Origin of the sequence: Microvirga sp. CF3016 (genome assembly GCF_036314085.1) — a bacterium.
GTDB lineage: Bacteria > Pseudomonadota > Alphaproteobacteria > Rhizobiales > Beijerinckiaceae > Microvirga.
Map to the genome: position 1 here is coordinate 21,395 of NZ_JAYGGM010000004.1, position 13,334 is coordinate 34,728.

Annotated in this window: 16 protein-coding genes; 5 read left to right on the top strand and 11 right to left on the bottom strand. The window is 64.5% G+C overall.

The annotated features are described in order from the left end of the window. Window positions 1-85 precede the first annotated feature (85 nt). The gene (locus tag VB672_RS06525) at window positions 86-544 is read right to left on the bottom strand and encodes a GNAT family N-acetyltransferase (protein WP_329783369.1); all 459 of its coding nucleotides are present in this window, start codon (window positions 542-544) and stop codon (window positions 86-88) included. Beyond that, window positions 541-1,182: a glutathione S-transferase family protein gene (locus VB672_RS06530; protein ID WP_329783370.1), complete on the bottom strand. Its 642-nt coding sequence runs from the start codon at window positions 1,180-1,182 to the stop codon at window positions 541-543. The genes VB672_RS06525 and VB672_RS06530 overlap by 4 nt, the downstream gene beginning before the upstream one ends. A gap of 107 nt (window positions 1,183-1,289) precedes the next feature. On the opposite strand from VB672_RS06530, the gene VB672_RS06535 reads away from it, so the two are divergent. Next, window positions 1,290-1,700 carry a DUF4345 domain-containing protein gene (locus tag VB672_RS06535; protein ID WP_329783724.1) on the top strand — a complete coding sequence of 137 codons (411 nt, stop codon included), beginning with the start codon at window positions 1,290-1,292 and terminating at the stop codon, window positions 1,698-1,700. A gap of 205 nt (window positions 1,701-1,905) precedes the next feature. Beyond that, window positions 1,906-3,318: an adenylate/guanylate cyclase domain-containing protein gene (locus tag VB672_RS06540; protein WP_329783371.1), complete on the top strand. Its 1,413-nt coding sequence runs from the start codon at window positions 1,906-1,908 to the stop codon at window positions 3,316-3,318. A gap of 81 nt (window positions 3,319-3,399) precedes the next feature. On the opposite strand, the gene VB672_RS06545 is transcribed toward VB672_RS06540, so the two are convergent. The 4 genes from VB672_RS06545 to gatB form a co-directional block, all read right to left on the bottom strand. Beyond that, a complete protein-coding gene (locus VB672_RS06545) occupies window positions 3,400-3,585 on the bottom strand; it encodes a hypothetical protein (protein WP_329783372.1) in 186 nt (61 codons plus the stop codon). A gap of 165 nt (window positions 3,586-3,750) precedes the next feature. Further along, window positions 3,751-4,257: a GNAT family N-acetyltransferase gene (locus VB672_RS06550; RefSeq protein WP_329783373.1), complete on the bottom strand. Its 507-nt coding sequence runs from the start codon at window positions 4,255-4,257 to the stop codon at window positions 3,751-3,753. Next, window positions 4,232-4,888: an SGNH/GDSL hydrolase family protein gene (locus VB672_RS06555; RefSeq protein ID WP_329783374.1), complete on the bottom strand. Its 657-nt coding sequence runs from the start codon at window positions 4,886-4,888 to the stop codon at window positions 4,232-4,234. The genes VB672_RS06550 and VB672_RS06555 overlap by 26 nt, the downstream gene beginning before the upstream one ends. Before the next feature lie 57 nt (window positions 4,889-4,945). After that, window positions 4,946-6,421 carry an Asp-tRNA(Asn)/Glu-tRNA(Gln) amidotransferase subunit GatB gene (gene gatB / locus VB672_RS06560; protein ID WP_329783375.1) on the bottom strand — a complete coding sequence of 492 codons (1,476 nt, stop codon included), beginning with the start codon at window positions 6,419-6,421 and terminating at the stop codon, window positions 4,946-4,948. 356 nt (window positions 6,422-6,777) lie between these two features. On the opposite strand from gatB, the gene VB672_RS06565 reads away from it, so the two are divergent. After that, window positions 6,778-7,098, top strand: coding sequence for an LPXTG cell wall anchor domain-containing protein (locus tag VB672_RS06565; protein ID WP_329783376.1), 321 nt, complete (start codon window positions 6,778-6,780; stop codon window positions 7,096-7,098). A 152-nt stretch (window positions 7,099-7,250) separates the two neighbouring features. Continuing rightward, on the top strand, window positions 7,251-7,778 hold the full coding sequence (locus tag VB672_RS06570) for a hypothetical protein (protein ID WP_329783377.1): 528 nt from the start codon (window positions 7,251-7,253) through the stop codon (window positions 7,776-7,778). 5 nt (window positions 7,779-7,783) lie between these two features. Here the strand turns inward: VB672_RS06570 and VB672_RS06575 are convergent, their stop codons facing one another. The 5 genes from VB672_RS06575 to VB672_RS06595 form a co-directional block, all read right to left on the bottom strand. Further along, window positions 7,784-8,704 carry a DMT family transporter gene (locus tag VB672_RS06575; RefSeq protein ID WP_329783378.1) on the bottom strand — a complete coding sequence of 307 codons (921 nt, stop codon included), beginning with the start codon at window positions 8,702-8,704 and terminating at the stop codon, window positions 7,784-7,786. A gap of 121 nt (window positions 8,705-8,825) precedes the next feature. Then, the gene (locus tag VB672_RS06580; protein ID WP_329783379.1) at window positions 8,826-9,134 is read right to left on the bottom strand and encodes a hypothetical protein; all 309 of its coding nucleotides are present in this window, start codon (window positions 9,132-9,134) and stop codon (window positions 8,826-8,828) included. Then, entirely contained in the window at window positions 9,131-10,645 is a 1,515-nt protein-coding gene (gatA, locus tag VB672_RS06585; RefSeq protein ID WP_329783380.1) for an Asp-tRNA(Asn)/Glu-tRNA(Gln) amidotransferase subunit GatA, read from the bottom strand. Before gatA ends, VB672_RS06580 begins: the two co-directional genes overlap by 4 nt. A 107-nt stretch (window positions 10,646-10,752) precedes the next feature. Further along, on the bottom strand, window positions 10,753-11,040 hold the full coding sequence (gene gatC, locus VB672_RS06590) for an Asp-tRNA(Asn)/Glu-tRNA(Gln) amidotransferase subunit GatC (RefSeq protein WP_329783381.1): 288 nt from the start codon (window positions 11,038-11,040) through the stop codon (window positions 10,753-10,755). 195 nt (window positions 11,041-11,235) lie between these two features. Further along, entirely contained in the window at window positions 11,236-11,937 is a 702-nt protein-coding gene (locus VB672_RS06595) for a metal-dependent hydrolase (RefSeq protein WP_329783382.1), read from the bottom strand. Window positions 11,938-12,067: 130 nt separating this feature from the next. Between VB672_RS06595 and VB672_RS06600 the strand changes: the two genes are divergently transcribed. Next, window positions 12,068-13,333, top strand: a complete 1,266-nt coding sequence (locus VB672_RS06600) for an ABC transporter substrate-binding protein (RefSeq protein ID WP_329783383.1) — start codon at window positions 12,068-12,070, stop codon at window positions 13,331-13,333. Window position 13,334: the final 1 nt, after the last annotated feature.

Consider the following 13,334-nt stretch of genomic DNA (forward strand, 5'->3'; position numbering starts at 1 on the left):
GTGATCCTGCTTGTGTGAAGCGCCGCGCTCGTCCGATCGGGATGGCCGGCACAGGGCCGGCCATCACCCTGGACTCGGCTGGCGTTCACAGCTTCTTCTTGAATCCTTCGTGGCTGCGGGCGAAGCCGAGGCGCTCGTAGAAGCGGTGGGCGTCCTTGCGGGTCTTGTTGGAGGTCAGCTCCATCGCTCTGGCCCCTTGCCTGCGAGCGTAATCCTCGGCAAATGCCATCATCTGCGCGCCGATGCCGCCCGAGCGCCGGGCCGCTTTCACCTTCACGCTCTCCACCTTCACGCGCATGGCGCCGCGTCCGGTGAGGTTGGGGATGAAGGTGAGCTGGAACGTGCCGACGACCTCGTTGCCGTCGAGGGCCACGAACAGCCGATTGTCGCGGCTTTCCTGAATCGCCGCGAAAGCGGCCTCATAGGCGGGCCGCGTCTCCGGCGACCAGACATCGCCGTGCGAGCCCAGCTCGTCCTCCTCGTGCAGGCGGATGATCGCTTCCAGGTCGCCCGCCTGCGCTTCGCGGATCGAGAGAGCGCTCATGCGGCGGCCCTGGATGCCATGGGCAGAAGTTCCGTCCGCGCCTTGTAGCCGGGCAAGGCCTCGATGCGCGTCGTCCACGCCTTGAGCTGGGGATAGTCGGCAAGCTCGATGCCCGCCTCGCCGGCGAAAACCGCCACCCCATAGATGTCGATGTCGGCGACCGTCACGCCTTCCCCGACCAGCCAGGCGCGGCCGGCGAGATGGCTCTCCAGGACCCCGAGCGCGTTCCTGGCGGCCTGGATGCAGTCATCGACCACCTCGGGAGCCGCTTGGCGGAAGCCGGCCTTGACCACGCGGGCCTTGTACAACGGCGCCGCGAGACGGTCGAAATCCCAGTACATCCACTCGCGCACCCGCAGGCGCTCGTCGAGATCGGCGCCGCCGAAACGGCCCGTCATGTCGGCGAGATATTCCAGGATCGCCGCCGACTGGCACAGATGGCGCCCATTGTTGTGGTCGAGCAGCAGGGGCACCTGGCCGTAGCGCTGCCGCGACAGGTGCGAAGGCTGCTTATGCTCGCCTTGCATCATGTTGACATGCACGTAATCGAACGGCTCGCCCATGAGCGACAGGGCGAGAGCCACCTTGTAGGTCGGCCCCGAATAGGCAAACCCGTGCAGTTCGAACCGTGCCGGCATGATGCGCTTCCCCGCGTGAGAAAATTCTGTGGCCCGCGGACCCTAATCGATTGTCTCGCGCACGAAAAGGAGCAGAATCCCATTGATTGGGGGATGCCATGGCCAACATGGAACGCGAGCGGAAACTGTTGCAGCAGAGCGTGGCCGTCGTCGCCACCATTCCCGTTGCCACCGGCCTTTATGGCGTCCTGTTCGGGCAGGCGCTCACGGGCGATGCGGTCAGCATCTCGGCGGAAAGCCATTTCCGCTTCATGTCCGGCCTGCTCCTCGGCATCGGCCTCTGTTTCTGGAGCACCCTGCCGTCGATCGAGATCAGGACCGGCCGCTTCCGCCTGCTCACCCTTCTCGTGGTCATCGGCGGCCTGGGCCGCCTGATCGGACTGATCCTCACCGGGCTGCCGTCCTTCTTCATGGTCGGCGGGCTGATCGTGGAGCTGATCGTCGCGCCGGTTCTGTGCCTGTGGCAGACGCGCGTCGCCAATCTCTACGCGGAGGAATTCGGCGTCGCGGCGGATTGAGCTCGAACGCAGAAATGTCTGACAGGCGCTCCACCTGCCCTCACATTGCCGGAATAAGGGCCTATGCTCATCCGTGATAAGGATTCGTAGCCAAGGCGTACCATCGTGACATGTACCGCCTGGCAGCCCCGATGGACGGGCGAGCGCCTGCCTGGGCGCTCAGTCCTGTCACCGGCCCGGGCGTTTCTCCCAAGAAGGCTGCACCATGAGTGAAGACGAGAAATTCCTCGCGATCCTGCGGCAATCGGCCGATGTCGACACCGATGTGGTCGATGCCGTCGAGCGCTTGATCCGCGAGGCGCCCGACCCAGAACTGAATCACATCAACGTTCTCGCCTTCGCGGCGAGGAACGGGCTCGATGAAGATCGCGTCGTTGCGGCGTTTCTCCATGCCGCCCGGCTCGGATTGTTCGAGATGTCCTGGAGTGTGCTCTGCCCAGGCTGCGGTGGGGTGCTCGAGGCGGGAATGAGCCTCAAATCGATCAACCAGGACGAATACAGCTGCGCCCTCTGCGCCGCCGGGTACGAGCCGACCCTCGACGAGATGGTCGAGGTCACGTTCACTGTAAGCCCGCGCGTACGCAAGATTGCGGCCCACGACCCCGACACCCTCCCGATGTACGAATACATGCGCCAGATCTTCTGGGGCTCGGGCGTCGACCTACCGGAAAACTTCGACCAGCTGATCGACGAGATCGTGCTCGATGCAGTCGAACTCCCGCCTGGCGAACGCGCGATCCTGTCCCTGCAGCTTCCGGCGGAATTCGTGATCGTCATGGACCCGGTCACGCATGCCGCCCAGTTCATCGACGTGAAGGGCGAGCCCACCCGCGAGCGCCAGAGCCTCTCGCTCGTCCTCAACGAGAGTCACCCGCAGAACGAAACCCTGGTCATGCAGCCGGGACCATTGCGGATCTCTCTGGAAAACCGCACGAACCGCCGCGTCCTGCCAGCCGTCTGGGTCGCGAGCGACCCGCTGCATCACCTGCTGGAGCAACGGCGCCCGTTCCTGACGGCGAAGCGCCTGCTCACGAACCAGACCTTCCGCGATCTCTACCGCACCGACACGCTCGACATCGATCAGCGCCTGAAGATCACCAGCCTCACCTTCCTGTTCACGGACCTGAAGGGATCGACGGAACTCTACGAGCGCGTCGGCGATCTCGTCGCCTATGATCTCGTGCGGGAACATTTCCGCGTTCTCAACGAGATCGTCGCGGCCGAGGCCGGAGCGGTGGTCAAGACAATCGGCGATGCCGTGATGGCAACCTTCCCGACACCGGATCACGCGATTTCGGCGGCCCTGCGCATGCGCGAGGCGATGCGCAGCCTCAACGAGCAGCGCGGAAGCGAGGACCTGCTGCTCAAGATCGGCATCCACGAGGGACCGTGCCTCGCCGTGACGCTGAACGACCGGCAGGATTATTTCGGCCAGACGGTCAACATCGCGTCCCGTGTGCAGGGGCTTGCCGTCTCGCGTGCGATCTTCGCGACCGACTCCGTGGTCGAGAATCCGAAAGCCTCGCAGATCATAGAACGGCAGGGCCTGCAGCCGACACTGCAGAAGACGGCACTGCGCGGCATCAACGACGAGTTCCTCGTCTACGAGATCCCGTGACCGATCAACCCGATATTCGCCGAGATTGATGGCGGAAGGGCACAGAGCGACTGTGTCCTTCCGCACGACTTGTGATCATCGTCAATCGCGTCCGCTCACATTCTCACCGATGTCCTTGAGCAGATGAGGACTGAGCCTTGCGCGAAGGGACGATTGCAGTTCGGAGTGAATGAGGGATTTTCTGGAGGTCTGGCCGCGCTCGCGCACGGTCGGGATCAGATCAATGCGAACGGTCAACCAGACGAGGGAAAGCGTAATCTGCTTCATCGAAACCTGCAGCGTTATTGAAGGAAAGGGTTGCGGCGTGGGTGCATGGAGCAAAAATATCGGCCATGTGACGCCTCCTTCGGCTGAGGTTGATGAAAAAGCGGCTGAGGGATCAGCCACCGGATCAGAATACCCGATCTTCCGTGGACTTACCAGACACGAATCCTAAAGCTCCTTCTCGAACCGATATTCCGCCGATCTGGAAATATCGGTGAGCTGGCGCTGCCCGTCGATTTGCGTGTAGCCCCATCGCTTGTAGAGCCCGTGCGCGGTCGTGAAGCGCGTGTCGGACCATAGGACCATGCGCTCCGCGCCCTTGGCACGAGCATGGCTCTCGGCTCGGCGCACGAGCAGGGCGCCGAGCCCCTGCCCGCGCCGGTCGGAGCGTACGTAGAGCCGGTGCAGTTCCGCCGTGCCCTTCTCGGGAAAATCCACGGCCACACAGGCGCAGACCCGTCCGCGCTCGTCCTCCACGGCCCAGAAGGCACCGTCGGTCTGGGCATAACATGAGCCGGGCGTGCGCAGGTCCGGCAGATCGTCGTGCGGATCGACGAAGCAGCCCGGATATTCCGCGTAGCACAGCGACAGGAGCCCGAAGAGATCCTGCGCGTCCGCATCGACGACAGGCCGAATGTTCGGCTGATCTTCAATTTTTCTGACTGCTTCCGTCATGGCCCCTCTCTCTCGTTATTGTAGTGATCGTCGTTTCGAGCGATTCTCGCAGCAGACGATAAGCCTGCGCCGACAGGTGGACGCCGTCGGTCGTCATCCCCTCTCTCGCCGCCCCATTCTCATCCGCAAAGGCGTTCTGCAGGTCGACGATGCCGGCCGCGCGGCCCTCGGCGATCCGCAGGATGCGGCGGCTCAACGACGCTACGGCGTCAGGGGAATAGAAGCTCGTCAGGCGTCTGGATGGCTCGATGGGCGGTGGTGTCAGCACCACGACGGGAACCTGCGCGTCGCCGAAATGACCGACGATCCGCTCGAAATGCTCCGCAACTTCGTCGAGGGCAGTCTCGGTGCAGTCCTTCTTGGCATCGTTCGTGCCGACGAGCAGCACCGCAATGCTGGGCTCCGCCGAGTTGAGAAGCAGCGGCACCCGCGGTTCCAGCGCCTCGGTCCAGATGCCTGAGAAACCCGCATTCAGCACGGGCAGCGCGCCGATGCGGTTCCAATAGAACCCTTCCACGATGGAATCGCCAAGGAACAGCAGCCCGCCCGGACCTACGGCCGATTTGTGCGCACTGATCACGATGTCGCGAATCAGCCAGTGCGGAGCGAAGGGATTGGGCTGCGAGGTCACGGGGAGCGCCTTGCAAAGGCCCGGCGGACTTGATCCGCCAGGAGGAGCCGAATGGCCCTACTCGATCCCGAGCTTAGCTTTAAGGATCTCGTTGAGAGCCTGCGGGTTGGCCTTGCCGCCGGTGGCCTTCATGGTCTGGCCCACGAACCAGCCGAGCAGCGTGGGCTTCGCCTTGGCCTGCTCGACCTTGTCCGGGTTGGCGGCGATGATCTCGTCCACGGCCTTCTCGATAGCCCCCATGTCGGTCACCTGCTTCATGCCGCGCTTTTCCACGATCTCGCGCGGATCCCCGCCTTCGGTGAAGACGATCTCGAACAGGTCCTTGGCGATCTTGCCGGAGATCACGTTCTCGCCGATGAGCTCGATGATGGCGCCGAGCTGGGCTGCCGAGACGGGTGATTCCGTGATGTCCTTGCCTTCCTTGTTGAGGCGGCCGAAGAGCTCGTTGATCACCCAGTTCGCCGCGGCCTTGCCGTCGCGGCCCTTGGCGACTTCCTCATAGAAGTCGGCGGAGGCGCGCTCGGCCACCAGCACGCTGGCGTCATAGGGCGAGAGGCCGTAATCGGCCATGAACCGTGCCTTCTTCTCGTCGGGCAGTTCCGGCAGGTGCTGGGCGAGATCGTCCACATAGGATTGGTCGAACTCGAGCGGCAGCAGGTCCGGATCGGGGAAGTAGCGGTAATCGTGGGCCTCTTCCTTGGAGCGCATGGAGCGGGTCTCGCCCTTGCCCGGATCGTAGAGGCGGGTCTCCTGATCGATCGTGCCGCCATCCTCCAGGATCGCGATCTGGCGCCGCGCCTCGACTTCGATAGCCTGGCCGATGAAGCGGATGGAGTTGACGTTCTTGATCTCGCAGCGGGTGCCGAACTCCTCGCCGGGACGACGGACGGATACGTTCACATCGGCGCGCAGGTTGCCCTTGTCCATGTCGCCGTCGCAGGTGCCGAGATAGCGCAGGATCGTTCGCAGCTTGGTCACGTAGGCGCGCGCCTCGTCGGCCGAGCGCAGGTCCGGCTTCGAGACGATCTCCATCAGGGCCACACCCGAGCGGTTGAGGTCGACGAAGCTCAAGGTGGGGTGCAAGTCGTGGATCGACTTGCCGGCATCCTGCTCGAGATGCAGGCGCTCGATGCGCACCGTGATGGTCTCGCCGGTCTCCGGCACGTCCACGATCACCTCGCCCTCGCCCACGATGGGGCTCTTGTACTGGCTGATCTGGTAGCCCTGAGGCAGGTCCGGATAGAAGTAGTTCTTGCGGTCGAAGGTGCTGCGCAGGTTGATCTCGGCCTTCAAGCCCAGCCCTGTGCGGATCGCCTGGCGCACGCACTCTTCGTTGATCACGGGCAGCATGCCCGGCATGGCCGCGTCCACGAGAGAGACGTTGCTGTTGGGATCGTTGCCGAAGGCCGTCGAGGCGCCGGAGAACAGCTTGGCCTGGCTCGTAACCTGGGCATGGATTTCCATCCCGATGACGATTTCCCAATCGCCTGTCGCGCCTTTGATGAGCTTCTTAGGGTTGACCGGAGCGTTCATGAACCTTGCGCCTTTAATCTCTCGCCTTTGCCAAAGCATCGGACCCAAATGTGGATTTGCACGTTTGGGACCCATCCGATGCCTCCTCTATAAAGGAGAGCATCGTTCGTGCGGACCCGAAGGGCCGCGTCAGCGAAAACCGGGTCCACTTCTCCGCGCGATGCTCTGCCCGGAGTACGGGCGAGCCTCAAACGGGTCAACCCCTTTCAAGATGAACGGCCGTTCAGAGTGCTTACCCAATCGTTAAGATTAGAAATATTTTATGCACAGATTTCGAAAATAATTGCCACGCTCGCGTGAAACCCTATCCGACATGACGCGTTGTTCGGGAGGTAAAACGGTCAAGGAGTTTCAAAATGGCTATGGATCCCATGGATCGCGAACCGAATGTCTACAATCGCGAGACCAACGTCTACGATAACACGGGACGTGGTTCGAACACACTTGCTTACGTGATCGGCGGACTTGTTGTCGCGCTGGGCCTGCTGGCCTTCCTCTTCTATGATGGCGGCAGCAACGAGCCGAGCACCACCGGCAGCACCGGCACCCAGACGGAAAGCTCTTCGCCGAGCACTGGTTCCGGCGCGACCGGCGGTTCCTCGACCGCTCCGGCCACCCCGACCTCGCCGGCCACCCCGGCTCCGGCCGCTCCGTCGGCTCCGGCCAACCCGCAGTAACATCGCGTCTCGCGTCAACACTGCGCAGGATGGGTCTGACCTCAGGGTCAGGCCCATTTTTCGTCGGCGGCCCCGCCCGCTCCCGTGAGGAACCAACCGGGCGAACGAGCGGTTACGCTTGGAGAAATCCCGCATCGATCAGGAGCACCGAGATGGCGAGCAAATCCAGCTTCACCCCTGAGGAATGGTCCCGCCTCGTCGCGAGCCCTGTGGTCGCCAGCATGGCGATCACCGCTGCCGATCCGGGCGGGCTCTGGAGCCTTCTGCAGGAATCCATGTCGAGCGGCTGGGCGCTCCTGGAAGCGAAGCAGGATGCACAGGCCACCCCGCTCGTGAAGGCAGTCGCCGACGACATCGCCAACGCCGAGACGCGGAACGCCGTCCGGGAATCCTTCCAGGCCCAGTTCAAGGGCAGCCAGTTCGCCGACGTCAAGCGCAAGGCCATCGAGGAGCTTCATGCGGTCTCGGGCCTGCTCGACGCCAAGGCTCCCGACGAGGCATCCGCCTTCAAATCCTGGCTGTGGAGCGTCGCGCAGAAATCGGCGGAAGCCGGCAAGGAAGGCGGTTTCCTGGGGTTCGGCGGTGTGGCCGTGAGTGATGCCGAGAAGGCGACGCTCGCGGAAATCGCCACGGCGCTCGGCAATCCGGCGGGGTCCGGCGCCGGGCTGGCCGAGACCTAATCTTCTTACGCGACCCGAATGGCCTTTGTCCGCGTCCCCTGCGGCATCGTCATGAAGGCGACGCCGCCCAGAATGCAGAGAAGCCCGATCCAGGCCGCCTCGCTGAGGCTCTCACCCAGGAAATAGGCCCCGATGGCGATGCCGATGGGTGCCCGCAGATAAGCCTGGGCCGTGGTACCGACCGAGCCGAGGGTGCGGATCAGGCGGAAATAGATGACGAAGGCCATGGCGGTCGAGAAGACGGCCAGCCCGACGAGCGCCACGATCGACGCCTCCGACGGCACCAGGGTCCAGGGCCGGTCCACGATCAGGCTTAAGGGCAGCAGGATAATCGCCCCCGACAGGAGCGAGCCCGCCGCCGGCGCCATCGGGTCGAGATTCTTGAAGTTGCGTCCGAAGATGGCGGCTCCCGCATAGCAAATTGTGGCCAGCACGACGGCGAGTTGCGCGGCGAGCTCCTGGCCCACATGGGTGAGGGCCTGTCCTCCGACGATGATGCAGGTTCCGGCAAGGCCGAGGACGACCCCGGCGAGTTTACGAAGCGACGTCGCCTCGTGCCGGGACCAGAGCCAGGTGATCAGGAACGTGAAGACGGGCGTCATCGAGTTCAGGATGACGGCAAGCCCCGCATCGATGGACTTCTCCGCCCAGGCGATCAGCGTGAAGGGGATGACGCTGTTGAGGCAGGCCTGAACCGCGAAGTTCCGCCAGCTCGCCCCATCCCGCGGCAGACGGATCCCGCGCCAGCGCATGATGAGCACGAGGATTCCACCCGCGATCAGCGTGCGGGCGGCGATCAGGGTGATCGGCGGAATCGTGTCGATGCCGATCTTGATGAAGGTATAGGACGAGGCCCAGAGTGTTGCGAGGGTGGCGAGGAGCGCGAGCTCGATGGCATGATTGGTCTTGGGGAGGCGCGTCGCCATGGTGGAAGATCCGTGTCGTGCGAGGGGGAACAGCGGCCCGAACCTGACACAACACAGGAAGAAAGTCGCCCCAAGACGCTTCGGCAACGATCGAAGTGTTGTCGCCGCGAAACCGGGGCTTTCAGCGTCTCGCCACCCGCCGGGCCGCAAAGGCAGCACTCGCCCAGAGCAACGCTGCCACGAAGCGGACCGGGAACAGGGTCAGCGCGTCGGAGCGCACCGGGGCTATCCAGGGCAGGCCTAGGCTGCTGACCGCCCAGGAGAAGAGCGCCGACACGGCAAGCGCCGCCATGCCGATGATCAGCACCTTGCCGAATTGGTCGGCCTTCCAGCCGAGCCAGACGGCGATGAGGATCAGGACAGGATCGAAGGCGGCGGGCAGCCAGTCCCAGAGATGGATGACAGGAACGGTGGGGTGCACGTCTCTCACGCCCACCAAGCCTGGGGCAGCCTGATGCGGCCGGCGGAATCCTCGATCACCTGACCGGCGGCGAAGAGGGTCTCCTCGTCGAAGGCACGGCCGATAAGCTGGAGGCCGAGCGGCAACCCTTGCGCATCGAGCCCGGCCGGCACGGCGATGCCCGGCAGGCCCGCCATGTTCACCGTCACGGTGAAGATGTCGTTGAGGTACATCTCGACCGGATCGCCCGAGCCCTTCTCGCCGATGCCGAAGGCGGAGGACGGGGTGGCCGGGGTGAGGATCGCGTGGACGCCCTGGGCATAGACCTCCTCGAAGTCGCGCTTGATCAGGGTGCGCAGCTTCTGGGCGCGGACGTAATAGGCATCGTAATAGCCGGCAGAGAGGACATAGGTGCCGATCATGATGCGGCGCTTGACCTCGCGGCCGAAGCCGGCGGCGCGGGTCTTCTCGTAGAGATCGACGATGTCCCGGCCGTTTTCGCGCAGGCCGTAGCGCACGCCGTCATAGCGGGCGAGGTTCGAGGAGGCCTCGGCCGGGGCCACGATGTAATAGGCGGGCAGCGCGTATTTCGTGTGCGGCAGCGACACCTCGACGATCTCGGCCCCGGCGGCGCGCAGCCATTCGGCGCCCTGGTGCCAGAGCTGCTCGATCTCGGGCGACATGCCGTCGACCCGGTATTCCTTCGGAATGCCGATCTTGAGGCCCTTCACGCCGCGCGTGACGGCCGCCTCGTAATCCGGCACCGGAAGGTCGACGCAGGTGGTGTCCTTGGGGTCGGGGCTCGCCATGGAGCGCAGCATGATGGCCGAGTCCCGCACGGTGCGGGTGATCGGGCCGGCCTGGTCGAGGGACGAGGCGAAGGCCACCGTGCCCCAGCGGGAGACGCGCCCATAGGTCGGCTTGATGCCGACCGTGCCCGTGAAGGCGGCCGGCTGGCGGATCGAGCCGCCCGTATCGGTCGCGGTGGCGCCGAGGCAGAGATGGGCGGCAACCGCCGCCGCCGAACCGCCCGAGGAGCCGCCGGGCACCAGATGGGTGCCCTCGATGGCCCCGGACGCGCCGGCGCTCACGTTCGAGCCCTCACGCCGCCAGGGCGACACCACGGGCCCGAAGGCGCTGGTCTCATTGGAAGAGCCCATGGCGAACTCGTCCAGGTTGAGCTTGCCGAGCATCACGGCGCCGTCGTTCCAGAGGTTCCGGGTGACGGTGGATTCATAGGGCGGGGTGAAATTGCCGAGGATCTTCGAGCCAGCCGTGGTGGTCACGCCCTCGGTGCAGAACAGATCCTTGATGCCGAGCGGAATGCCCTCGAGCGCCCCGCCCTCACCCCGGGCGATCCTCTCGTCCGAGGCCTTGGCCATGGAAAGCGCCTTCTCGGGCGTCTCGACCAGATAGGCATTGAGCGCCCTCGCCTTCTCCATGGCGGCGAGATGGGCCTGAGCGAGCTCGGTGGCCGAGAAGGTCTTGGCCTTCAGGCCGTCGCGGGCTTCGGCGATCGTGAGATAGGTCAGTTCGGTCACGGGACTGGATCTCTTCTTCGGCGCCGAAACGGCGCCATCATCTTCGCGGGATCCCCGGCTCGCGCTGCGCTTGCCCGGGGATAGTCTCGGAAAAGGCGGCTTGCCTTCTACTCGACCACCTTGGGCACCAGGAAGAAGTTGTCTTCCGTGGCGGGAGCGTTCTGGACGATCTTGTCCGGATAGCCGCCGTCGGTCACGCCGTCCTGGCGCTTCTTCATGACCATGGGCGTCACGGAGGTCATGGGCTCGACGCCCTCCACGTCCACCTCGTTGAGCTGCTCGACGAAGGAGAGAATCGCGTTGAGCTCGCCCTGGAGATGAGGCACCTCCGCATCCGTCACGGCAATGCGCGCCAGATGGGCGATGCGGCGGACCGTTTTCTCATCGACCGACATGAATGGTCATACCCCTTGGAAATTGCTTGCGCGGCCTATAGCACCCGCCCGCGCCGGGGGGCAACGTTGGATGTGCCGGCAACCCTCGCGATGTTCGACGTCATCCCGGACGAAGCGCGGCGAAGATCCGGGATCGGCTACAGAATAGAGCGCTGCTTCCCTCCCCTTGTGGGGAGGGGTGACCACGGCGGAGGGCTAAACCGTCACGCCCACGGTCTTGTGCGGCACCACCACCTGGACGCCCTTGCCGTCGAGCGCCGCGACGAAGCGGTCGGCGTTGGGCACCAGCGGCGGGAAGGAGGCGTAGTGGCACGGAATCGCCGCTTTCGCCCCGGTGAAGTATCGCTCGACCGCGAGCGCCGCGACCTCGGGGCCCATGGTGAAGCGGTCGCCGATGGGCACGATCACCACGTCGGGCCGATGGATCTCGGCGATCAGGGCCATGTCGCCGAATATGTCCGTGTCGCCCATGTGGTAGATCGTGGGCTCACCCGGCGCCTTCACAATGATGCCGTTGGCGCTGCCGAGCGGGAAGTTCACATCCATCTCCACGAGGCCCGAGGAATGGTCCGCCCGCACGAGGGTGACGGTGAAGCCGTCCTGGTCCGTCGTGCCGCCCGTGTTCATGGGATCGACGTTCTCGACGCCCTGCTTGGCGAGATACATGCAGAGCTCGAAATTGGTCACCACCTTGGCGCCCGTCGCCTTCGCGATGTCCGCAGTATCGCCCACGTGATCGCCATGGCCGTGGGTGAGCAGAATGTGGGAAATGCCCTCGGTGATCTTCGCCCTGTCACCCTCGAAGGCCGGATTGCCGGTGAAGAACGGATCGATGAGCACGGCCTTACCGGCAAAGTCGAGCCGGAAGGCGGAATGACCGAACCAGGTGATTTTCATGGATAAGCCCTCGTTTTCGGCAAGATGAGATGGGGCGGCCGCGCCGCCCGACCACGCCCGACAGGAACAAAACGATCAGTGGGGCTTTAAGAAGCTAAGCAATAAACATCAAGTCTGCAGGAGGATAGCCATGTCCCGCCTCATTGCCAGCATCGCCGCAGCCGTCGGGCTCCTCGCATCCACCAGCGCCTGGGCCGTCGAGATCTCCATCTCGTGCAGCGCCCTCGGCAAGGAATACGAGATCTGCAAGCAGGGCACCGACGCTTGGGCTAAGAGGACCGGCAATACGGTCAAGATCGTTTCGACGCCGAACTCCGCCACCGAGCGCCTCGCCCTCTTCCAGCAGCTTCTCGCCGCGGGCGCCGGCGACATCGACGTGTTCCAGATCGACGTTGTCTGGACCGGTACCCTGGGCAATCACCTGCTCGACCTGACCTCCAAGGCGCAGGGCACGATCGGCGACCATCTTCCCGCCATGGTCGAGACCAGCCGCGTCGAGGGCAAGCTGATGGCGGTGCCGTGGTTCGCCGATGCCGGGCTGCTCTATTATCGCAAGGACCTGCTCGACAAATACAAGCGCCCCGTGCCGCAGACCTGGGCCGACCTGACCGAGACCGCGCGCCTCATCCAGGAGGGCGAGCGCAAGGAGGGCCGCGGCGACTTCTGGGGCTATACCTGGCAGGGCCGCGCCTATGAGGGATTGACCACCAACGCGCTCGAATGGATCGCCTCCCATAACGGCGGCACCATCGTCGACGAGAAGGGCGAGGTCACCATCGAGAACCCGAAGGCCGTCGAGGCCTTGAAGACGGCCGCCGGCTGGGTCGGCACAATCACACCCGAGGGCGTGCTCAACTACACGGAAGAGGAAGCGCGCGGCGTCTTCCAGGCCGGCAACGCCGCCTTCATGCGCAACTGGCCCTATGCCTGGGCACTGGCTCAGGGCGGCGACAGCACCATCAAGGACAAGGTCGGCATCGCGCCCCTGCCGAAGGGCGGCGCGGACGGTCGCCATGCGGGCACCCTCGGAGGCCAGCTCCTCGCCGTCTCCAAATATTCGAAGAACGCCGAAGCCGCGACCGATCTCGTGATGTACCTGACGAGCGAGGCCGAGCAGAAGCGCCGTGCCGTCGAAGGCTCCTTCAATCCGACCATCGTGTCGCTCTACGGCGATGCGGACATCGCCAGGGCCAATCCGTTCATCGGCGATCTGGTGGACGTGTTCAGCAATGCGGTCGCACGTCCCGCCACGGTGACGGGCCAGAACTACAACAAGGTCTCGACCGAGTTCTTCAATGCGGCGCACCAGGTTCTGTCCAAGCGCTCCGAACCCGCGCAGGCGCTGGGACGCCTCGACCGTGACCTGAAGCGGATCAAGCGCAGCGGCTGGCAATGAG

Excerpts from the sequence above, each read along its gene's own strand:
- VB672_RS06570 (WP_329783377.1), top strand. The coding sequence starts at position 7,251 with ATGGCGAGCAAATCCAGCTTCACCCCTGAGGAATGGTCCCGCCTCGTC.
- VB672_RS06595 (WP_329783382.1), bottom strand. The coding sequence starts at position 11,937 with ATGAAAATCACCTGGTTCGGTCATTCCGCCTTCCGGCTCGACTTTGCC.
- VB672_RS06565 (WP_329783376.1), top strand. The coding sequence starts at position 6,778 with ATGGCTATGGATCCCATGGATCGCGAACCGAATGTCTACAATCGCGAG.
- VB672_RS06525 (WP_329783369.1), bottom strand. The coding sequence starts at position 544 with ATGAGCGCTCTCTCGATCCGCGAAGCGCAGGCGGGCGACCTGGAAGCG.
- VB672_RS06530 (WP_329783370.1), bottom strand. The coding sequence starts at position 1,182 with ATGCCGGCACGGTTCGAACTGCACGGGTTTGCCTATTCGGGGCCGACC.
- VB672_RS06545 (WP_329783372.1), bottom strand. The coding sequence starts at position 3,585 with ATGAAGCAGATTACGCTTTCCCTCGTCTGGTTGACCGTTCGCATTGAT.
- VB672_RS06600 (WP_329783383.1), top strand. The coding sequence starts at position 12,068 with ATGTCCCGCCTCATTGCCAGCATCGCCGCAGCCGTCGGGCTCCTCGCA.
- VB672_RS06575 (WP_329783378.1), bottom strand. The coding sequence starts at position 8,704 with ATGGCGACGCGCCTCCCCAAGACCAATCATGCCATCGAGCTCGCGCTC.
- VB672_RS06540 (WP_329783371.1), top strand. The coding sequence starts at position 1,906 with ATGAGTGAAGACGAGAAATTCCTCGCGATCCTGCGGCAATCGGCCGAT.
- gatB (WP_329783375.1), bottom strand. The coding sequence starts at position 6,421 with ATGAACGCTCCGGTCAACCCTAAGAAGCTCATCAAAGGCGCGACAGGC.
- gatC (WP_329783381.1), bottom strand. The coding sequence starts at position 11,040 with ATGTCGGTCGATGAGAAAACGGTCCGCCGCATCGCCCATCTGGCGCGC.
- VB672_RS06535 (WP_329783724.1), top strand. The coding sequence starts at position 1,290 with ATGGAACGCGAGCGGAAACTGTTGCAGCAGAGCGTGGCCGTCGTCGCC.
- VB672_RS06550 (WP_329783373.1), bottom strand. The coding sequence starts at position 4,257 with ATGACGGAAGCAGTCAGAAAAATTGAAGATCAGCCGAACATTCGGCCT.